The 20,106-nt window shown below is 69.6% G+C and carries 18 protein-coding genes; 3 read left to right on the plus strand and 15 right to left on the minus strand.

Annotated features, from left to right (window positions below):
- Positions 1-3: 3 nt before the first annotated feature.
- The 3 genes from rplC to ACH4J0_RS21850 all read right to left on the minus strand — a co-directional run bounded on the left by rplC (position 4) and on the right by ACH4J0_RS21850 (position 3,166).
- Positions 4-651, minus strand: coding sequence for a 50S ribosomal protein L3 (gene rplC, locus ACH4J0_RS21840; RefSeq protein ID WP_207810335.1), 648 nt, complete (start codon positions 649-651; stop codon positions 4-6).
- 14 nt (positions 652-665) lie between these two features.
- Positions 666-974, minus strand: coding sequence for a 30S ribosomal protein S10 (rpsJ, locus tag ACH4J0_RS21845; protein ID WP_012785157.1), 309 nt, complete (start codon positions 972-974; stop codon positions 666-668).
- Between the two features lie 392 nt (positions 975-1,366).
- Positions 1,367-3,166, minus strand: coding sequence for a hypothetical protein (locus ACH4J0_RS21850; protein ID WP_396242174.1), 1,800 nt, complete (start codon positions 3,164-3,166; stop codon positions 1,367-1,369).
- Positions 3,167-3,486: 320 nt separating this feature from the next.
- On the opposite strand from ACH4J0_RS21850, the gene ACH4J0_RS21855 reads away from it, so the two are divergent.
- On the plus strand, positions 3,487-5,247 hold the full coding sequence (locus ACH4J0_RS21855; protein ID WP_396242175.1) for a hypothetical protein: 1,761 nt from the start codon (positions 3,487-3,489) through the stop codon (positions 5,245-5,247).
- A gap of 75 nt (positions 5,248-5,322) precedes the next feature.
- Here ACH4J0_RS21855 and ACH4J0_RS21860 read toward each other — a convergent pair whose 3' ends face one another.
- The 6 genes from ACH4J0_RS21860 to rfbB form a co-directional block, all read right to left on the minus strand.
- Positions 5,323-6,225, minus strand: a complete 903-nt coding sequence (locus tag ACH4J0_RS21860; RefSeq protein ID WP_396242176.1) for a glycosyltransferase family 2 protein — start codon at positions 6,223-6,225, stop codon at positions 5,323-5,325.
- Between the two features lie 5 nt (positions 6,226-6,230).
- Entirely contained in the window at positions 6,231-6,629 is a 399-nt protein-coding gene (locus ACH4J0_RS21865; protein ID WP_396242177.1) for a DUF2304 domain-containing protein, read from the minus strand.
- Complete coding sequence (locus ACH4J0_RS21870) at positions 6,626-7,315, minus strand: glycosyltransferase family 2 protein (RefSeq protein WP_396242178.1); 690 nt, start codon at positions 7,313-7,315, stop codon at positions 6,626-6,628. The genes ACH4J0_RS21865 and ACH4J0_RS21870 overlap by 4 nt, the downstream gene beginning before the upstream one ends.
- Before the next feature lie 68 nt (positions 7,316-7,383).
- On the minus strand, positions 7,384-8,715 hold the full coding sequence (locus ACH4J0_RS21875; protein WP_396242179.1) for a lipopolysaccharide biosynthesis protein: 1,332 nt from the start codon (positions 8,713-8,715) through the stop codon (positions 7,384-7,386).
- On the minus strand, positions 8,712-9,647 hold the full coding sequence (gene rfbD / locus ACH4J0_RS21880) for a dTDP-4-dehydrorhamnose reductase (RefSeq protein ID WP_396242180.1): 936 nt from the start codon (positions 9,645-9,647) through the stop codon (positions 8,712-8,714). The genes ACH4J0_RS21875 and rfbD overlap by 4 nt, the downstream gene beginning before the upstream one ends.
- A complete protein-coding gene (gene rfbB / locus ACH4J0_RS21885; protein ID WP_396242181.1) occupies positions 9,644-10,621 on the minus strand; it encodes a dTDP-glucose 4,6-dehydratase in 978 nt (325 codons plus the stop codon). Before rfbB ends, rfbD begins: the two co-directional genes overlap by 4 nt.
- A gap of 83 nt (positions 10,622-10,704) precedes the next feature.
- Here rfbB and rfbA point away from each other — a divergent pair, with 83 nt between their 5' ends.
- Positions 10,705-11,580 carry a glucose-1-phosphate thymidylyltransferase RfbA gene (rfbA, locus tag ACH4J0_RS21890; RefSeq protein WP_396242182.1) on the plus strand — a complete coding sequence of 292 codons (876 nt, stop codon included), beginning with the start codon at positions 10,705-10,707 and terminating at the stop codon, positions 11,578-11,580.
- The gene (rfbC, locus tag ACH4J0_RS21895; protein ID WP_396242183.1) at positions 11,577-12,176 is read left to right on the plus strand and encodes a dTDP-4-dehydrorhamnose 3,5-epimerase; all 600 of its coding nucleotides are present in this window, start codon (positions 11,577-11,579) and stop codon (positions 12,174-12,176) included. Before rfbA ends, rfbC begins: the two co-directional genes overlap by 4 nt.
- Before the next feature lie 88 nt (positions 12,177-12,264).
- Here rfbC and ACH4J0_RS21900 read toward each other — a convergent pair whose 3' ends face one another.
- From ACH4J0_RS21900 to rpsG, 6 genes are all read right to left on the minus strand, one after another.
- Positions 12,265-12,690: a GtrA family protein gene (locus ACH4J0_RS21900; protein WP_396242184.1), complete on the minus strand. Its 426-nt coding sequence runs from the start codon at positions 12,688-12,690 to the stop codon at positions 12,265-12,267.
- Entirely contained in the window at positions 12,687-13,646 is a 960-nt protein-coding gene (locus ACH4J0_RS21905; protein WP_396242185.1) for a glycosyltransferase family 2 protein, read from the minus strand. The genes ACH4J0_RS21900 and ACH4J0_RS21905 overlap by 4 nt, the downstream gene beginning before the upstream one ends.
- A gap of 193 nt (positions 13,647-13,839) precedes the next feature.
- Complete coding sequence (locus tag ACH4J0_RS21910; protein WP_396242186.1) at positions 13,840-15,891, minus strand: hypothetical protein; 2,052 nt, start codon at positions 15,889-15,891, stop codon at positions 13,840-13,842.
- Between the two features lie 184 nt (positions 15,892-16,075).
- A complete protein-coding gene (gene tuf / locus ACH4J0_RS21915; RefSeq protein WP_030280743.1) occupies positions 16,076-17,269 on the minus strand; it encodes an elongation factor Tu in 1,194 nt (397 codons plus the stop codon).
- A 219-nt stretch (positions 17,270-17,488) separates the two neighbouring features.
- Positions 17,489-19,594 (minus strand): elongation factor G, encoded by a 2,106-nt coding sequence (gene fusA, locus ACH4J0_RS21920; protein ID WP_396242187.1) that lies wholly within the window; start codon positions 19,592-19,594, stop codon positions 17,489-17,491.
- A gap of 39 nt (positions 19,595-19,633) precedes the next feature.
- Positions 19,634-20,104, minus strand: coding sequence for a 30S ribosomal protein S7 (rpsG, locus tag ACH4J0_RS21925; protein ID WP_030055803.1), 471 nt, complete (start codon positions 20,102-20,104; stop codon positions 19,634-19,636).
- Positions 20,105-20,106: the final 2 nt, after the last annotated feature.

Genomic DNA, 20,106 nt, shown 5'->3' on the forward strand with positions numbered 1-20,106 from the left:
CCTTCACAGCCCCTTCGCCGCGGTGCGGACGAGGACGAGGCCGCCGTTCGGGCCCGGGACGGCGCCCTTGATGAGCAGCAGACCCTTCTCCGCGTCGACCGCGTGCACGGTCAGGTTCTGGGTGGTCACACGCTCGTGGCCCATCCGACCGGCCATGCGCAGGCCCTTGAACACACGGCCCGGGGTGGCGCAGCCACCGATGGAACCGGGCGAGCGGTGCTTGCGCTGGGTGCCGTGACCGGCGCCGAGACCCTTGAAGTTGTGACGCTTCATGACACCGGCGAAGCCCTTGCCCTTGGAGGTGCCGGTCACGTCGACCTTGACACCCGCCTCGAACAGCTCGGCGGTGATCTCCTGGCCCAGGGTGTACTCGGACGCGTCCGAGGTACGGATCTCGACCAGGTGGCGGCGCGGGGTGACACCGGCCTTGGCGAAGTGGCCCGCGAGGGGCTTGTTCACCTTGCGGGGGTCGATCTCGCCGAAGCCGAGCTGGACGGCGCTGTAGCCGGCCGGGCTGTCGGCGGTGTGGACCTGGGTCACGACATTCGGCCCGGCCTTGACGACGGTCACCGGGACGACCCGGTTGTTCTCGTCCCAGACCTGGGTCATGCCGAGCTTCTCGCCCAGGATGCCCTTAATCTGCTTAGCCATCTTCGGTGCGCCTCTCAGAGCTTGATCTCGATGTCGACGCCGGCCGGCAGGTCGAGACGCATGAGCGAGTCAACCGTCTTCGGCGTGGGGTCGAGGATGTCGATCAGACGCTTGTGAGTACGCATCTCGAAGTGCTCGCGCGAGTCCTTGTACTTGTGCGGCGAGCGGATGACGCAGTACACGTTCTTCTCAGTGGGCAGCGGCACCGGGCCCGCGACCTGCGCACCAGTACGGATCACCGTCTCGACGATCTTCTTCGCCGAGGAGTCGATGACCTCGTGGTCGTAGGCCTTGAGCCGGATGCGGATCTTCTGTCCCGCCATGGCTACTCAGTAGTCCTTTGTCCTTAGTCACTTCACGACCCCCCTCCGACCCCCGCGCTCGGGCGTGTCGCACTCGCGCTTGCAAAAAACCGGCGAAGTACTTCGTCGGTTTCGAACTTTCGGGGTGGGGGGCAGCCGGGTCGAGGCCCCGCACACGCTTCCCGGAAGATTCCCGTACTTTCGCCCCGCAGCTGCCGTGGCGTAGAACTCACGCTTGACGGCCATCACGGGAACGACGAGTACATGGGACTCGCTTCCAGTCCTCCCGGCGGGAGGCGCGCAGCATCGGCACTCAACCGAGCAACTTGGACATACTGCCACATGGAGCAGTCCGGATGCCAATCGGGGCCGGTGAGGCGTACCTCACCGGCCCCGACCGCCGCTGCTGCGGATTACTTCTTCTCGCCGGTCAGCCAGGGGGCCTGCCGGCCGCAGACCGTCGGCCAGTCCTCGGTGGTCACGTTGGCGCACCAGATGAAGCGCGTGTCGGGGTTCGGCTTCCAGTCCTTGGTGATCGGATCCGCGCACTTCGCCACCGGAGAGAACTTCGGGCAGGTGCCGTCCTTCTTCTTGATCGTGTGCGCCCGCCAGGCGTCCAGGCCCATGCTGTTGCTGGACTCCGGCTGCGGCATGTAGCGGTCCACCGACCAGGAGGCGCCCATGGTCGCGAACAGCGCCAGGGCGCAGATCAGGCCGGCCGTCAGCTGCTTGACCACCCGGTGCGGGATCACCGGCCCCGCGGAGGGGGCGCGGCCGCTGGAACGGAACAGCCGCCCCAGCCAGCCGACGCCGCGCTCCAGGCCGGTCATCAGCCCGACGACCGCGAGGATCAGCAGGCAGTACATGATGATCCAGGTGGTCCGCGGGTAGAGCTGGATCATCTGGGAGTGCGCCATGTGCGAGGCGAACCAGAACCGCATCAGCCAGGCACCGGCCAGCACCGCGGCGGCGAGCCGGACCATCAGGTTGCGCAGGCCCAGGCCCACCCCGATGCCGACCGCGACGATCAGCATGACCGCGAATCCGGTCTGGCCGGCCAGCTCACCCGCCTGCGGCCAGTTGTGGTAGGTCGAGGTGCCGTTGCGGTCGGACATCCAGCCCAGCACGTAGGCGGGGTCGACGTAGGTGGCGATGTAGGCGTACCGGTCCGGGGTGTCCGCCCCCAGCCTGACGATGTTGTAGAGCAGCGGCGAACCGATCGCCCCGGCGGTGGCCAGCACGACCCCCACGAACAGCAGGGCACGGCGGATGGTCCGCCGGCCGGCGCGCCAGGGGAAGAGGAACAGGGTCAGCAGGAAGACGCCCGGTGCCGCCCAGAGGTACCAGCCCGAGTACCAGAGGAAGAGGATCCCGAACACAGCCCCGAACCCGAGGCCGCGCAGCCACAGCGAGCGGGTCGACAGCTCTCCCGCCCGGCGCAGCTCGCGCAGGCAGGCCGCCAGCAGCGGCAGCAGGACGATCATCGTGACGTGGCTGTACGGGCGGATCGGGTCGAGGAAGACGAGCGCGGACGGCACCGCGATGGCCAGCGCCCAGAACGGCCTCAGCATCAGCCGCCAGGCCAGGTAGCTCATCGGCCCGACCAGCGCGCTGCAGACGATCTGGAGGTCGTGCAGGGCGAAGCCGGCGCCGCCGACCCCGCCGTAGTGCAGCTCGGACCAGAGCGCCATCGCGGCCGGGAACAGCGGCGGGTAGACGCCGGAGATCCCCTTGCCGTGCATCATCGACGTCGCCATGTCGATCAGGACGCTCGGGTCCCCCTCCTGACCGCCGAGCGGCCACGGGGTGCCACGGAGCGCGACCACGACGCCGCCGGCCACCACGCCGGTCGCCAGGCCCGCCAGGGCGGCGCAGGCCAGCCGCTGGACGATGCCGTGCCGGCGCAGCCCGCCGCGGTAGGCGGTGTACACCAGGACCGCGAGGATCGGCAGCCCGAGGATCGCCACGTACTGCTGGATCTTGGCCAGGCCGCTGACCTGACCGATCCGGTTCAGCGGGTTCACGCTGATGTGGCGGCAGAGCAGCGTGAAGCCGAGCGCGGCCACCACGCTGACGAGGATCTCCCCGGCCACCAGCACCCGGCGCTGCTCGAACCACCGGTGAGCGGCCGCCTGGCCGACGGAACGGGCGCCGCCGTCCGCTTCTGGTCTCGCATCCGGTCCGCTGAGCCGGTCGGTTGCCAGATCGGTCATGTCGCTTCACTTCCGTAGGACTGCGGACTTCCACAGGGCTGGTCCGGACACCCGGCGCCTTGGAGACACTACCTCGCCCCGGTGAGCGCCAACGGCCCTGCTGTCCAAGGATTCAGCGCTGTTGCGGCCCCGGTCGGTCCCTTTCCAACGGTTTGATCACGGTCGAGCATCACCCGCATCGGATATCCGCACGTGTGTCCGATCCGGGAGCAAACGGGTTACCGCCCCCCTGGCAGAATCGGTCGAGCAGTTGAGCGACCGGAACCGGGCGCTCGGACAGTTCGCCCACCATCCACGGCCCGGCCCCGAAGGACCACGCAGTGACCAGCCTCCAGACCGCGGCTCTCCCCACCGACCACATACGAGGTCCCGTACGGCCGCCGGGGTCGAGCAGACCGGCCCGCAACGGCTTCCTGCTGTGGGTCCTCGAAGGCCTGGTCGCCCTGGGCGCCAGCCTGCTGATGACCGCCCTAGCACGGTTCGTCCACCTCGACCCGATGTCCCGGATCGGCCAGGTCAGCGGCCTGGCCGCACTGCAGCTCCAGCTGGTGCTCCTGCTCGGCCTCGTCCTGGTGGTCTGCCTCCCCGCGATGCGCCGCTGGCCGGAGGCCCCGCTGCGGTTCGCGGCGGCAGCCGTCGCCGGGCTCGCCTCCGGCGTCGTGGCGGCCGGCGTCTCACTCGCCCTGCGCGACACCTTCTGGCCGCTGTACGCCCAGGGCGGCGACTCCGGCACGCTCCAGGCGTGGGCCGGGGCCCTCATGCACGGCAGGCCCCTCGACGGCGCCTACCCCCCGGTGTTCCCGCACCTGGTCGCCTGGACCGCCGAGGCCTTCACCGGGGGCGACGTCGGCTACGCGATGAAGCTGCTCTCCCTGCTCTTCACCGGGCTGCTGGGCCCGGTCGCCTACCTGGCGTGGCGACTGCTGCTGCCGCCGCTGTGGGCGCTGGGCGTCGGTGTCACCGCGTCGCTGCCGATGATGCAGCCCTACAAGCCGTACACCACCCTGGTCCTGGTCGCGCTGGTGCCGGTCCTCGGCAAACTCGTCCAGCTGCTCCAGCGCTCCAAGGAACTCCCCCGCCGCCGCGCCGCGTGGCAGGGCGCCGGCCTCGGCCTGGTCATCGGCCTGCTGTTCGTCCTCTACTCCGGCTGGTTCGTCTGGTCGGCGCTCGGCGTGGTCGCGCTGACCGCACTGGTCCTCGTCCGGGTCCGGAAGGACGGCGGGACCCGGGCGCTGGTCACGGCCGCGACGACCCTCGCGGTGACCACCGCGGTCTTCCTCGCGGTGGCCGGCAGCTACCTGGTGCGGATGCTCGGCTCGGCCGGATCCACCGTCGACCGGTACTGCTACTTCGACACCTACGTCGAACCGACGTACTTCGCGATGTGGCGGGACGACCTCCCCGGCACCGACGCCTGGAGCACCTGGCCGATCCCCGGTGAGCTGGGCGGGGTCGGGCTGTTCTCCGTCGTCCTGCTCGCCGGCCTCGGTTTCGCCCTGGCGCTCGGCATCAACCGCGCCTCCGTCCTGGTCACCGCCGCCTGCGCGGCCAGCGCCCTGCTCATGCGGTACTGGTACGCCTCCCACATGGAGCGGGACCAGGCGGTCATGCTCTACCCCCGCACCAGCGCCCAGCTGCTGTACTGCACGCTCGTGCTCGTCGGCCTCGCCGGCTACCTGGCCGCCCAGCGGTACGGCGCCCGGCGCGACGCGGCCGGCGGGGCCGCGCCCGTCCGCGCGTTCCCCCGGCTGACCCCGCGCGCGGTCGCCACGGGGGCGCTCTGCGCCCTCGGCCTGCTGTACGGGATGGCCGGCTCCGCCACCGCCGACCGCTTCATGCCCACCACCCAGACCGACACCGGCCACCTCGCCCTGGCGTCGCAGACGACCGAGAGCCTCAACGGGCACTGCTCCAAGTACGCGCCGAACAACAAGTGCTCCAAGCCTGGCGACCTGTCCGGCCGGCTCGTCCAGGGCCCGGACCAGGGCACGCTGGGCTGCTCGCCGAACGACCCGTTCCCCGTCCGCCCGAAGGCCTCCGGCGCCCTCCGCAGCGTGCTGACGACCCTGTCCGCGGGCTGACCGGCCGCGAATGAAGGAGCCCGGCCCCCTGCTGAGCAGGGGGCCGGGCTCCTTCATTCGCGCGGGGCCCGCGCGTCAGTGGCGCTGACCCGCGGTGAACGCGTGCTTGGCCAGCACCTTGACACCGGCCGTCTGGCCGCGGCGCAGGGCGCCGGGGAGCATCGTGAGCGCGTGGAAGCGGGAGGCGCTGCGGACCCGGGCCGCGCGGGCGGCCTTGGGCCAGCCGCGGGCGTCCATCCGCTCGGCCACCGCGTTGAAGTAGCGTTCCGCCTCGGTGAAACGGGTGCCGGAGAACGCCTGCACCGATGACTCGCTGACGGCGTGGCGCCGGTACTGGAAGACCACCGTGGTGTTGTCGATCATCATCGACTCGCCCCGCTCCAGCAGGTCGACCACCAGCGCCAGGTCCTGGATCACCGAGTACTCGTCACGGAAGTTGACCGCCCGCAGGGCGTCACCGCGCCAGCAGATCGACGGGAAGTAGAGCCAGTTGCCGCGCAGCACGCTGGCCGCGAGTTCCTCGCCGCCCATCAGGCGCCGGCCCTTGACGGTCGGGGCGTACAGCTTGCCCTTCACGTTGTCGGCCAGGCCCGAGCTGACCACGCCGTCACCGTCGATCACCTCGACGCCCGGCTGCACCATGCCCAGGCCGGGGTTGGCCGCCAGGATCGCCCGGACGGTCTCCAGGTAGTGCGGGTGCAGCAGGTCGTCGCAGCCCATGATCACGACGTGGTCCGCGGTGGACAGCTCCACGCACTTCTGGAAGTTCTTGGTGATCCCCAGGTTCTGCTCGTTGCGCAGGTACCGGACCCGCTCGTCGCCGAGCTCGGCGAACCAGCCCGGGACGTCCGGCTCCTTGCCGTCGTCGATGACGGTCAGCCGGAGATCCGGGTCGGTCTGTCCCAGGATGCTGCGCACGGCGGCCTGCATCAACGCCACGTCGCCGTAGTACGGCAGCATGAACTCGAAGGTGGCCATGTGGCTCAGACTCCGTCGCTCTTCACCGGGGCGGAGACCGGCAGGTCCAGGTCGAAGCGCTCCCCGTTCAGCCGGGCGCCCTCGTTGATCGCGACGGTGCGGGCCAGGTCGGTGAGCTTCTTCTCCAGCGAGCGGAACCGCAGGAAGGTGTTCAGGGTCAGGAAGCCCATGGCCAGGACCATGACGTACAGCACCAGGTCGGTGCCGCGGCCGACGCCGAGCTTGTGGGCCACCCAGGTGACATCACTCGGACGCAGGATCGCGTAGATGTTCGCGATCACGAAGACGGAGAACGCGATGCGCTTCCAGGCCCGGGTGTTCGCCGCGTCCCAGCGCCGGATGAACATGAACGCGAGGGTGACCGCACCCACGATCAGCACCAGCTGGATCCAGAAGTAGTTCATCGGCGGCCACGCTCCCGAAGCGAGATGTCGAAGATGATGTTGACGCCGTTGATCAGGGACTGACCCTTGGCGCGTGAGTAGTCGGTGTAGAGGATGTCCACCGGGAGTTCGGCCACCCGGAGCTCAGCGCCGGCCAGGAAACTGACGATCTCCGAGGCGTGGGCCATGCCGTTCATGGTGATGCGGATCCGGCTCGCGGCCTCGCGGTTGAGCACGCGCAGGCCGTTGTGCGAGTCGGTGAGCTTGAGCTTGCGCGCCGTCGGGCTGACCGTCGCGGCGGTCCTCAGCACCACACGCTTGATCCACGGCACCTGGCCGTTCTGCTCGATGAAGCGCGAACCGAGGACCACGTCGGCCTCGCCCGTGCGGAGGAGGGCGACCATCTTCTCGACGTCGGCCGTCTGGTGCTGACCGTCCGCGTCGAAGGTGGCGAAGTACTGGGCCCCGGGCTGGGCGAGCGCGTAGGCGAGGCCGGTCTGCAGCGCGGCGCCCTGACCGAGGTTGACCGGGTGCCGCACCAGGTGGGCGCCCGTCGTCATGATGTGCTTGGCGGAGTCGTCCGCGCTGCCGTCATCGACCACAACGATGTTCGGGAACGTCTTGCGCGCTCCCTCCACAACGTCGGCGATCACCTGACCTTCGTTGTAGGCCGGGATCACCAGCCAGACGTCGTCGTACTGGGACACGGGGGCTCCATGTTCGAGGTGTCTCCCGCGCTCGTGCGCGGCAATCTGTGTGTTGCTGGACGGTGCGGTCATTCGCCGACCGCCCCGGCACTTGCGGAGGGTACGGCCTGCTCCGATGTGCTCCGCGCGGTATCGGTCGCCGTCGAACCGGGGAAGCTGCGCCTGAGTGCAGCCAGCATACCGAGCACGGTGACCACCGACCCGGCCGTGTAGGCCACCACCACGCGGGTGGCCACGTCGCCGGGCAGGAAGGTGACGCCGGCGAGGAGCGCGGTCCCGACCGCCCAGCAGAGCAGCTGCAGGTTGTGACGCTTGAATACCATCAGCGCCTGACCGAGCACCATCGCGAACATGTACGCCACGGTGCCGGCGGACATCCAGAAGAAGTCGAGGCAGCCGAGCACCGGCTTGGCGCCGAAGAGCACCTGGATCAGCCAGGGGCCGAGTGCCACCGCCGGGATGCCGCCGAGCACTCCGAGCCCACCGACCACGAGGCCGATCCGGCGGAGCATACCGGTGAAAGCCGCCCGGTCGCCGACCGCGATCGCCGAGGACAGCCCGCTCAGCAGCGAGGCCTGGAGCGATCCGAAGACGAACAGCGGGACCCGGGCCAGCACCAGTGCGTTGAGCAGGGCGGCGATCAGGGCGGAGTTCGAGGGAGCGAGCAGCTTGGTGCTCACCACGGCGGCGTTCACCACGACCTGGGAGAGCAGGGTCGAGCAGATCAACAGGCCGAGCCCGGAGCAGAGCTCCGACCACGGCACCCGCGGGCCGGGCCGGACGGCCCGGAACAGCGGCGGCAGGGTCAGCAGGGTGGCCGCGACCGGCGCGACGGCCAGGATCAGGCTGAACGCCAGCGCCGAGTGCACGCCGCCGACCGCGGCGCCCGCGGCGAGCCCGATCCGCAGGCCGCCGTCGATGCCGAGCTGGGTGCCGTACGCACCGAACCGGCCGAGGCCTGCCAGGACGCCGCGGGTGAGGTAGCAGACCGCCATGCCGAGGAAGGCGCCGCCCAGTGCCAGCACCAGCGAGCGGTCCCCGTGGAACATGGCGTCGGCGATCGGCCGCGCCCCGATCCCGAGCACCAGCAGCACCGCGGCGAGGATCCCGCCCGTCAGCAGGGTGGCACGGCGCAGCACCGGAGCGGCACCGTGGCCGAGCGCGGCGCGGGCCGCGACGATCCGGGTCAGCTCCTGTTCGATCGGGAAGAAGACGCCGATGCCGACGGACATCACGATGGTCCACAGCAGGGACACGTTCGCCATGTCGTCGACGGAGAGGCTGTGGCCCGCCACGCCGAGGTGGATGTACGAAGCCGCGCCGAGCACGACGGTGCCGCCCGCCACCGCCAGGGTTCCCGGCGGCAGCGCGGCGGCCACCTTGGTCAGCGGATTCCTCACTGCGTTCTGTCGCTCTCGGGTGTCCGGGCCTTGACGGCCAGCTCGGTGAACACGGGGGTGCCGAGCGCCTCGGCGAGCTGCTCGCGCCAGTCCGGCTGCGGGCTGAGGCCCGCCGCGGCCCACCGGTCGTGGCCCAGCACGCTGAACGCGGGCCGGGCGGCGGGCGTGACGTACGCCGCGGAGGTGGTCGGACGGATCCGCTCCGGGGCGAGACCGCTCAGTCGGTAGGCCTCGCGCGCCAGTCCGCACCAGGTCGTCCGGCCGGCCGCCGTGCCGTGGTAGACCCCGGCCGGGGCGCGCCCGGCGAGCGCGGCGGTGCCGAGCTCGACGAGCTGCCGGGCCAGGGCCAGCGACCAGGTCGGCTGGCCCTGCTGGTCGTCGACGACGTCCAGCGTCTCCCGCTGGGCGGCGAGCCGCAGCATGGTGGCGACGAAGTTCTTGCCGTGCTCGCCGTACAGCCAGGCGGTGCGCACCACGTAGCCGTGCTGCGGGAGCAGCTCCGCCACGGCCTGCTCGCCGACCAGCTTGCCGCGGCCGTACGCGTTGACCGGGCCGGTCGGCGCGGTTTCGGCGTACGGCTCGGTGGCGTCCCCGGGCAGCACGTAGTCGGTCGACACCTGGAGCAGCCGGGCGCCGGTCTTGGCGCAGGCGGTGGCGAGGTGGCGCACACCCGTGCCGTTCACGGCGGTGGCGGCCTCCTCCTCGGTCTCGGCCGCGTCGACCGCGGTCCAGGCGGCGCAGTTCACCACGATGTCGTGGCCCTCCACGGCGGCCAGCACGGCCTCCGCGTCGGTGATGTCGAGGTCGCCGCGGCCGAGGGCGGTCACTTCGGCCGTCGAATCGCCGGCCAGGACCGTCAACAGGTCCTGGCCGAGCATGCCGGCGGCGCCGGTGACGAGCCAGCGGACCCGGCCCGAGGAGGTGTCGCTCACTTCTGCAGCGCCGCCTTCTGCTTCAGCGGCTCCCACCACGCGCGGTTCTCGCGGTACCAGGCGATGGTCGCGGCGAGGCCGTCCTCGAAGCGGACCTGCGGCTCGTAGCCCAGTTCCTCGCGGATCTTGCTGATGTCCAGGGAGTAGCGCAGGTCGTGGCCCTTGCGGTCCTCCACGTGCTCGACCATGTCCCAGCCGGCTCCGGCGGCCTCCAGCAGCAGGCCGGTCAGCTCCTTGTTGGTGACCTCGGTGCCGCCGCCGATGTTGTACACCTCGCCGGAGCGGCCACCGCGCATGACCAGCTCGATGCCACGGCAGTGGTCCGAGACGTGCAGCCAGTCACGGATGTTGCCGCCGTCGCCGTACAGCGGGACCTTCTTGCCGTCGATCAGGTTGGTGGTGAAGAGCGGGATGACCTTCTCGGGGAACTGGTAGTGACCGTAGTTGTTGGAGCAGCGGGTCACCACGACGTCCATGCCGTGGGTGCGGTGGTAGGCCAGCGCGAGCAGGTCGGAGCCGGCCTTGGAGGCCGAGTACGGGGAGTTCGGGGCCAGCGGCCAGGTCTCGGTCCACGAGCCCTCGCTGATCGAGCCGTACACCTCGTCGGTGGAGACGTGCACGAAGCGGCCCACGCCGTGCTTGCGGGCGGCGTCCAGCAGGACCTGGGTGCCCACGACGTTGGTCAGCACGAACGGGCCGGCGCCCGCGATCGACCGGTCCACGTGGGACTCGGCCGCGAAGTGCACGACGACGTCGTGCCCGGGCATCACCTGGTCGACGGCGTCGGCGTCGCAGATGTCACCCCGGACGAATGAGTAGCCGCTGTGACCCGCCACCGGAGCCAGGTTGGCCTCGACGCCCGAGTAGGTGAGCTTGTCGAAGACCGTGATCTGGTCAGTGGAGTCGGCGCCCAAGAGCTGGCGGACGAATTCAGAACCGATGAAGCCGGCACCGCCGGTCACGAGGATGCGCATAATGCGCCGTAGTCTACCGGCGCGTCGGAGACCCGCCGACCCAGGCCTCACCCGCCCCTCCGGACTCGAATAGGGTGCACTCCATGCGTGGAATCCTTCTGGCCGGCGGCACCGGCTCGCGGCTCTGGCCGCTGACCCGAGCGGTGTCGAAGCAGCTCCTCCCGGTCTTCGACAAGCCGATGATCTACTACCCCCTCTCGACCCTGGTGATGGCGGGGATCAGCGAGATCCTGATCATCACGACCCCCAACGACAGGGACCAGTTCGAGCGCCTGCTGGGCGACGGCTCCCAGTTCGGCCTCCGCCTGGAGTACGCCGTCCAGGAGCGCCCCGAGGGCATCGCCCAGGCGTTCCTGCTGGCTGCCGACTTCATCGGTGACGAGCCCGTGGCGCTGATCCTCGGCGACAACATCTTCCACGGCAGCGGTCTGGGCACCCGACTCTCGGAGCACACCGACACCAAGGGCGGGCGGGTGTTCGCGTACCCGGTGGCCGACCCGACGGCGTACGGCGTGGTCGAGTTCGACGAGGACGGCCAGGTCATCTCCATCGAGGAGAAGCCGACCGAGCCCAAGTCCCGGTACGCCGTCCCCGGCCTGTACTTCTACGACAACCGGGTGGTCGAGATCGCCCGCGGCCTGAAGCCGAGCGCCCGCGGCGAGCTGGAGATCACCGCCGTCAACGAGGCCTACCTCGCTTCCGGCGACCTTCACGTGACCATCCTCGACCGCGGCACCGCTTGGCTGGACACCGGCACCTTCGTCTCGATGGTGCAGGCGTCGGAGTTCGTCCGGGTCATCGAGGAGCGCCAGGGCTTCAAGATCGGTTGCATCGAGGAGGCGGTCTGGCGGGCCGGCCTGATCGACGACGCACAGCTGCGCGACCTCGCCGAGCCGCTGCTGAAGAGTGGCTACGGCCAGTACCTGCTCGCGCTGCTCGAGGAGGAGGCGGCCCGGTGAAGTTCCGTGAGCTCTCCATCGAGGGCGCCTTCGAGATCACCCCGCAGGTGCACGGCGACCCGCGCGGCCACTTCACCGAGTGGTACCGCTTCGACCTGCTCGCCGACGCGGTCGGGCACCCGCTGAACCTGGCGCAGGCCAACCTGTCGCTCTCCGCCAAGGACGTCGTGCGTGGCATCCACTTCGCCGACGTCCCGCCCGGCCAGGCCAAGTACGTGGCCTGCACCCGCGGCGCGGTGCTGGACGTCATCGTGGACCTGAGGGTCGGCTCGCCGACGTTCGGCCGCTGGGAGGGCGTGCGCCTGGACGACACCGAGCGCAAGGCCGTCTACATCCCCGAGGGGCTCGGCCACGGCTTCTGCGCGCTCACCGACGACGCCACGCTGACCTACCTCTGCTCGGCGACGTACAACCCGACCGGCGAGCACGGCGTGCACCCGCTGGACCCGGACCTGGGCATCGAGTGGCCCGCCGAGGCTCCGCAGCTGTCCGCCCGCGACGCGGCGGCGCCCTCCCTCAAGGAGGCCATCGCGTCCGGTCTGCTCCCGACGTACGAGGCGTGCAAGGCCTACACGGACTCGCTCAACGAGCGGTAGCGGCCACGCAGGACCGACCGGAGGGGGCGCGTGCACCGGCACGCGCCCCCTCCTTCGCACGCGTCGGGGCGCGCCGGTCCGGTCCCGCTCAGCGGTTCCGGAACACCCACAGCTTGAGCAGCACGAACCGGGCCAGCGTGGCCAGACCGTTCGCCACGACGAGCCCGGCCACCTCGACCATCCGGGACGCGTGCGGCGCCGCCAGGTCGAGCAGTGCCAGTGCACCGCTGCTGAGGCCGAGCCCGATCAGGAACGCCACCGCCCCCTGAAGCTGGTCGCGGACCATGCCCTCGGAACCGACGACCCCGAAGGTGAAACGACGGTTGGCCGCCGTGTTGGCCACCGCGCTGACCGCCAGCGCGATCAGGTTCGCCGCCTGCGGGTCGGTGAACCACCGTGCGGCGACGAACAGTCCCAGGTAGAAGAGGGTGCTCAGGACGCCGATGACCAGGAAGGACGGCAGTTGTCGCCGGGTCTTCGGGGCGGATCCGGCGGACTCCTCGGTCGAGGTCACCGGCCCGGGTCCCGCTCGTCGTCCTCCGCCGAGTCGTACCCGACGAAGTAGGCCGGGCGGGCCTGCACCGCCGAGTAGATCCGGCCCACGTACTCCCCCAGCAGCCCGACGCAGATCAGCTGCACGCCGCCGAGGAACAGCATCCCGATGAACAGCGAGGACCAGCCGGGCACCGTCGAGCCGAGCGCGTACGAGACGGTGGCGTGGATCGCGAGCCCGATGCAGACCACGAAGCTCACCAGGCCCAGGTAGGTGGCCAGCCGGAGCGGGGCGGCGGAGAAGTTGGTGATGCTGTCCAACGCGAGCCGGACCATCTTGGCCAGCGGGTAGTGGGTGGCGCCCGCCACCCGTTCCTCGCGGACGTAGACCACCTCGCCGCTGGGGAAGCCCAGCCACGGCACCAGGAGCCGGTAGACCGGCTGGTGCTCGGGCAGCGCCTTGAGCGCGTCCACCGCGGCCCGGCTGAGCAGGCGGTAGTCGCCGGCCTGGTTGGGCATCCGCTTGCCGACGAGCTTGCGCATCAGCCAGTAGTACGCGCCGGCCGTGCGCCGCTTGAAGGAGCTGTCGCTGCCGCGGTCCCCGCGGACGCCGTAGACGATGTCGAGCTGCTCCTCCCGGGCGAGCGCGAGCATCTCCGGGATCTTCTCCGGCGGGTCCTGGAGGTCCGCGTCGATGCTCACCACGTAGTCGCCGAAGGCCCGGTCCAGGCCCGCCTTGAGCGCGGCCTGGTGGCCGGAGTTGCGGGAGAAGCGGATGATCCGGAACTCGGGCCAGTCCTGCCGGATCTTCTGCATCAGCACCGGAGTGGCGTCGGTGCTGCCGTCGTCGACGCCGACCACCTCGTAGTCGACTCCGAGTCCGTCGAGGATCGGCCGCAGCCGCTCGACGGTCAGCGGAAGCGCCTCCTGCTCGTTGTAGATCGGCATGACGACCGACAACTGAGGCGCTGTCGACATGAGTTGGTCCCGCTTTCCACTGGTGGGGCTGGATTTCGGCGACAATAGCAGCTGGTCGTGAGCCCCCGATGAAACCGGATGAGCACGGGGTGAGAGCCGTCCGACGGGCCGACGGGGACGGAAACCGACGGGGCACCGCCCGGTTCGAACGATGCCCCGCCCATGGTGTCACCCGGCGTCGCCGGGTCGCGGATCAGTCCCCGGGGAAGCTCTGGTTCCACGGCGCGACCCAGTTGTTGCCCGGCTTCTCGACCACGGTGATCCGCGGCTGGAAGCCGGCGAGCTCCTTGCGCAGCCGGTCGCCGGTGGCCCGGTCGGCGACCACCACGGTCATCGGCCGGCCCAGCTTCTGCGCGGCCGTCTTCACGTGGGCCAGCGCCGCGTCGTGCTCCGCGTCCTTCCGCGGCTCGGCACCGATGTTCACCCAGTGCGTCTCGTAGAGCGCCCGCATGTCACCGCCGCGCCCGCGCAGCAGGGCCGCCACCCACGTCGACTTCAGGTTCTTGTAGTCGTCGTTGGAGTACAGCACCATCATCGGCTCGTCGATGCCGTCGAGGTCCCCCATGACGGTGGCACCGCCGCGCGGACCGATGTCGCTCCAGGAATCGCCTCGGCTCCAGGCCATCAGGGAGTTTTGGTGCCAGGCCGTGGGCGCCGCCTTGAAGGACTCCATCCCCCACTGCACCCCGGCGAACAGGCTGAGCGCGGTCGCCACCGAGAGCACCGAGAGCACGCCGTCAGCGATCCGGCGGCGCAGCACCGGGACCCGGACGGGCGGGGTGGCCCGCAGGAGCGGTCCGATCGCACCGATCGAGATCAGCGCGATCACCACGCCGGTGCCGGCCAGCTTCTCGAAGTAGTACGAGACGTGCCCGATGGTGTGCATCTGCCAGCCGGCGAAACCGCAGATCACCACGCCGGTGCCGATCACCACGGCCAGGTGCGCCTGCCCGGTGCCGGTGCGCCGGTTGGCCGGCACGGCCGCGGCCAGCAGGGCCAGCAGCAGGCCGCCGACCAGGATCGTCCGGTCGGCCCCGACACTGGGGCCGCCCAGGTTGGACGTGCCGGCGACGTCCAGGTCGGAGAGCACCGAGACCACGCTCGGCAGGGCGGCCAGGCCCAGTGTGACGGCCCCAACAAGGACGTACAGCAGCCAGCGCGAGCGGCGCAGACGCCGCCGGTGCACCACTAGTGCGGCGACCAGGCCGATCCCGGCGACGGCACCGAACAGGTTGTAGACGTAGGTGACGGTGATCAGGCCGGCCCCGGCGAGCACCAGGAAGTCCGGCGTCCGCAGCGCGGGGCGGATCAGGAAGGCGGCCAGCAGGGCCACCATCAGCAGACCGATGACCGTCGAGTCGAAGCCGTGCGTGACCAGGTCGGTGTAGTTGCTGGAGAACACCAGCGCCGCGACCGTCCCGCACACCGCCGCGGTGCGCCAGCCGCGCAGTCGCGGGCCGCCGATCCAGCGGGCCGCCCAGACCAGCGCCACGCCGAGCAGCGCGTAGGCGGCCAGGACGTAGAGCAGGTAGCGGTTCATGGTGTCCAGCGGCGACCCCAGGTCCGCCGAGGAACGGAACAGCGAGTCGATCCAGGCCAGCAGGAAGTGCGAACCCTGCGGGTACACCCCCTCGCCCGACATCATGTACGCCTTGGCGGCCTCCTGGTGCAGGAAGTCGTAGCCACCGACGTGCTCTATGCCGACGAAGTAGGAGAAGTGGTTGAGCCGGTCCTCGGAGGTGGTGAGGAACTCCAGCCGCTCTCCGGGCCCCTTGCCCGCCAACGGCTTGTGCAGGTAGTGCCACATCACGTAGCCGGTGCCGACGACCATCAGGTCCGAGGGCCGGAAGCGCATCGGCAGCCTCGGCGCGCGACGGCTCAGCCAGCCGGTCAGGGCCACCACGGTGAACAGCACACCGGAGGTCGGGACGGGGTCGATCCCCCACGGCCAGAGCGAGAACAGCAGGCCGGACACCAGCACGCCGCCGGCGATGACCAGTGCGGCCGCCACCAGCCGGTCGAACAGCCCTCCGCCGACCCGGAGGATCGCGGCGACCGCCAGCACCAGGAGCGGCAGGACCAGGAAGCCGAGGCCCACGGAGATCAGCGCGGTGGGGACCAGCCAGGACCCGAGCAGCGCACCGGCCAGGAGCGGCAGGCTGCGGGCCGGCCTGTGGGCTGCGGGGGGAGATCCGGGACCGCTGCCCGGCGCTGGGTCCTCGGACGAGGAAGGCGTGACCGCCATGGTGCGGAGAGTGTCCATCGAGAGGCCGAAATCCCATCCCCTGTTTCGGGCGCGGTCCGGCGCCCGGCTTCGCTCCGGCTTACGCCGCGAGCATAGATGAAGAGCTAGTGACACAACGAAGGAGGGCTTGACGAAGATCCGGGGATCTCCATCAAGCCCTCCTCGGCCAGAGGCCAGACGTCAATTACTTGACGATCTTGGTGACCTGGCCGGCGCCGACGGTGCGGCCACCCTCACGGATGGCGAACTTCAGGCCCTCCTCCATGGCGACGGGCTGGATCAGCGCGACGGTCATGGCGGTGTTGTCGCCCGGCATGACCATCTCGGTGCCCTCGGGGAGGGTCACGACGCCGGTCACGTCCGTGGTACGGAAGTAGAACTGCGGGCGGTAGTTGTTGAAGAACGGGGTGTGGCGGCCACCCTCGTCCTTCGACAGGATGTAGGCCTGGGCCTCGAAGTCGGTGTGCGGGGTGACCGAACCCGGCTTGATGATGACCTGGCCGCGCTCGACGTCCTCGCGCTTGATGCCACGGAGCAGCAGACCGACGTTCTCACCGGCCTGGCCCTCGTCGAGCAGCTTGCGGAACATCTCGATGCCGGTGACCGTGGTGGTGGTCTTCTCGGTCTTGATGCCGATGATATCGACGGTCTCGTTGACCTTGAGGATGCCGCGCTCGATACGACCGGTGACGACGGTGCCACGACCGGTGATCGTGAAGACGTCCTCGATCGGCATCAGGAACGGCTGGTCCACGGCGCGGGCCGGGGTGGGGATGTTCTCGTCGACCGCGTGCATGAGGCCGAGGAGCTTCTCGCCCCACTCCTTGTCGCCCTCGAGGGCCTTCAGGGCGGAGACACGGACGACCGGCAGGTCGTCGCCCGGGAACTCGTACTCGGAGAGCAGCTCACGGACCTCGAGCTCGACGAGCTCCAGGATCTCCTCGTCGTCCACCATGTCGGCCTTGTTCAGGGCGACGACGATGTAGGGGACGCCGACCTGGCGGGCCAGGAGGACGTGCTCCTTGGTCTGCGGCATCGGGCCGTCGGTGGCGGCGACCACCAGGATGGCGCCGTCCATCTGAGCGGCACCGGTGATCATGTTCTTGATGTAGTCAGCGTGACCCGGGCAGTCGACGTGGGCGTAGTGACGCGCCTCGGTCTGGTACTCGACGTGCGCGATCGAGATGGTGATACCGCGCTGACGCTCCTCCGGGGCCTTGTCGATCTGGTCGAACGGCGTGAAGGGGTTGATCTCCGGGTACGCGTCGTGCAGCACCTTGGTGATGGCCGCGGTCAGCGTGGTCTTGCCGTGGTCGATGTGACCGATGGTGCCGATGTTGACGTGGGGCTTCGTCCGCTCGAACTTCGCCTTGGCCACTGAGTCCTCCTGAGGACAGTTCCTGTACGCCGTGCTGACGTCAGTTGGTCTTTGATCGGGCCCGGTCCGGGTGCCGTGAGCACCTCGCACCGGCCCGTGGGTGGGGGCCGGAGGCCCCGGGAGAATCCGGACGGATCCTCCCGGGTCGCCTCCTAATAGCCTAAGGGGTGTGAATCATCCCGAATGTCGGACTGATTCCGGGGCCGGCAGAGCCGGACCTCACTCGCCCTTGGACTTGGCGATGATCTCCTCAGCCACGGCCTTGGGGACCTCGGCGTACGAGTCGAACTGCATCGAGTAGCTCGCGCGACCAGAGGTCTTGCTGCGCAGGTCACCGACGTAGCCGAACATCTCGGAGAGGGGCACCAGCGCCGTGACGACGCGGGCACCGTGACGCTCGTCCATGGACCGGATCTGGCCACGGCGAGAGTTGATGTCGCCGATCACGTCGCCCATGTAGTCCTCGGGCGTGGTGACCTCGACGGCCATCATCGGCTCGAGGAGGACCGGCTTGGCCTTCCTCGCGCCTTCCTTGAAGGCCATCGAACCGGCGATCTTGAACGCGAGCTCGGAGGAGTCGACGTCGTGCGACTGGCCGTCGAGCAGCTTCACGCGGACACCCTGCAGCGGGTAGCCGGCGAGAACACCGAACTCCATGGCCTCCTGGCAACCGGCGTCGACCGACGGGATGTACTCCCGCGGCACGCGGCCACCGGTGACCAGGTTGACGAACTCGTAGCCCTCGGCCTGCTCGAGCGGCTCGATCGCGATCTGCACCTTGGCGAACTGACCGGAACCACCGGTCTGCTTCTTGTGGGTGTAGTCGATGCGCTCGACGGCCTGACGGATCGTCTCGCGGTACGCGACCTGCGGCTTGCCGACGTTGGCCTCGACCTTGAACTCACGGCGCATACGGTCGACGAGCACCTCGAGGTGCAGCTCGCCCATACCCGCGATGATGGTCTGGCCGGTCTCCTCGTCCGTGTTGACCTGGAAGGACGGGTCCTCCTCGGCGAGACGCTGGATGGCGACACCCAGCTTCTCCTGGTCACCCTTGGACTTGGGCTCGATGGCGACGCGGATGACCGGGGCCGGGAAGTCCATGGACTCCAGGATGACCGGGTTCTTCTCGTCGGCCAGCGTCTCACCGGTGGTGGTCTGCTTCAGGCCCATGACGGCGACGATGTCGCCGGCGCCCACCGACTCGATCTCCTCACGCTTGTTCGCGTGCATGCGGTAGATCTTGCCGATGCGCTCCTTCTTGCCCTTGACGGCGTTCAGCACCGAGGTGCCGGACTCCAGGCGGCCGGAGTAGATCCGGACGAAGGTGAGCTTGCCCAGGTGCGGGTCGGACATGATCTTGAACGCCAGCGCGGCCAGCGGCTCGTCGTCCGAAGCCTTGCGGGAGATCGTGGTCTCCGGGTCGTTCGGCTTGGTGCCCTCGATGGACTCGATGTCCAGCGGCGACGGCAGGTACTTGACGACCGCGTCGAGCAGGGGCTGAACGCCCTTGTTCTTGAAGGCGGTACCGCAGAAGATCGGGGTGAAGTCCGAGTTCAGGGTGCCCTTGCGGATCGCGTCCTGCAGCAGCTCGACCGGGATCTCGGCCTCTTCGAGGGCGAGCTCCATGATCTCGTCGCTGACGTTCGACACGGTGTCGATCAGCTGGGTGCGGTACTCCTCGGCCTGCTCCTGCAGCTCGGCCGGGATGTCGACGACGTCGTACATCTCGCCCTTGGCGGCCTCGGCGGACCAGACCAGCGCCTTCATGCGGACCAGGTCGACGACGCCCTGGAAGTCCGCCTCGGCACCGATCGGCAGCTGCATCACCAGCGGGGTGGCGCCGAGGCGCTCCACGATGGTGTCGACGCAGAAGAAGAAGTTCGCGCCCGTGCGGTCCAGCTTGTTGATGAAGCAGATGCGCGGGACGCCGTAGCGGTCAGCCTGCCGCCACACGGTCTCGGACTGGGGCTCGACACCGGCGACACCGTCGAACACCGTCACGGCACCGTCGAGGACGCGCAGCGAACGCTCCACCTCGACGGTGAAGTCGACGTGACCCGGGGTGTCGATGATGTTGATGGTGTTGTCGACGCCGTCGACCGTCCAGTGACAGGTCGTCGCGGCCGACGTGATCGTGATGCCGCGCTCCTGCTCCTGCTCCATCCAGTCCATGGTGGCAGCGCCATCGTGGACCTCACCGATCTTGTACGAGACACCGGTGTAGAACAGGATCCGCTCGGTGGTGGTGGTCTTGCCCGCGTCGATGTGCGCCATGATCCCGATGTTGCGGACCCTGGCGAGGTCAAGGGAGGTTGCAGCCATGGTGGCTCGTTCTCTCTCTGTCTAGTGACGGGGTACGGACTACCAGCGGTAGTGCGCGAAGGCCTTGTTGGACTCGGCCATCTTGTGGGTGTCCTCGCGACGCTTCACGGAAGCGCCCAGGCCGTTGCTGGCGTCGAGGATCTCGTTCATCAGGCGCTCGGTCATGGTCTTCTCGCGACGGGCGCGCGAGTAACCGACCATCCAGCGCAGCGCCAGGGTGCTGGCGCGGCCCGGACGGACCTCGACCGGAACCTGGTAGGTCGCGCCACCGACACGGCGGGACTTGACCTCGAGGGCCGGCTTGACGTTCTCCAGCGCGCGCTTCAGCGTGACGACCGGGTCCGAGCCGGTCTTCTCGCGGACGCCCTCGAGGGCGCCGTACACGATCCGCTCGGCGGTGGAGCGCTTGCCGTGCAGCAGGATCTTGTTGACCAGCTGGGTGACGACCGGGGAGCCGTAGACCGGGTCGATGATGACCGGGCGCTTCGGGGCGGGGCCCTTACGAGGCATTC

This window comes from Kitasatospora sp. NPDC017646 (assembly GCF_044329365.1).
In the GTDB taxonomy this organism is placed as follows: Bacteria; Actinomycetota; Actinomycetes; order Streptomycetales; family Streptomycetaceae; genus Kitasatospora.

Bases quoted from the DNA above. Each gene is read 5' to 3' on its own strand.
- rplC (WP_207810335.1), bottom strand. From the start codon at position 651: ATGGCTAAGCAGATTAAGGGCATCCTGGGCGAGAAGCTCGGCATGACC.
- rpsJ (WP_012785157.1), bottom strand. From the start codon at position 974: ATGGCGGGACAGAAGATCCGCATCCGGCTCAAGGCCTACGACCACGAG.
- ACH4J0_RS21850 (WP_396242174.1), bottom strand. From the start codon at position 3,166: ATGACCGATCTGGCAACCGACCGGCTCAGCGGACCGGATGCGAGACCA.
- ACH4J0_RS21860 (WP_396242176.1), bottom strand. From the start codon at position 6,225: ATGGCCACCTTCGAGTTCATGCTGCCGTACTACGGCGACGTGGCGTTG.
- ACH4J0_RS21865 (WP_396242177.1), bottom strand. From the start codon at position 6,629: ATGAACTACTTCTGGATCCAGCTGGTGCTGATCGTGGGTGCGGTCACC.
- rfbB (WP_396242181.1), bottom strand. From the start codon at position 10,621: ATGCGCATCCTCGTGACCGGCGGTGCCGGCTTCATCGGTTCTGAATTC.
- rfbA (WP_396242182.1), top strand. From the start codon at position 10,705: ATGCGTGGAATCCTTCTGGCCGGCGGCACCGGCTCGCGGCTCTGGCCG.
- ACH4J0_RS21905 (WP_396242185.1), bottom strand. From the start codon at position 13,646: ATGTCGACAGCGCCTCAGTTGTCGGTCGTCATGCCGATCTACAACGAG.
- ACH4J0_RS21910 (WP_396242186.1), bottom strand. From the start codon at position 15,891: ATGGCGGTCACGCCTTCCTCGTCCGAGGACCCAGCGCCGGGCAGCGGT.
- fusA (WP_396242187.1), bottom strand. From the start codon at position 19,594: ATGGCTGCAACCTCCCTTGACCTCGCCAGGGTCCGCAACATCGGGATC.
- rpsG (WP_030055803.1), bottom strand. From the start codon at position 20,104: ATGCCTCGTAAGGGCCCCGCCCCGAAGCGCCCGGTCATCATCGACCCG.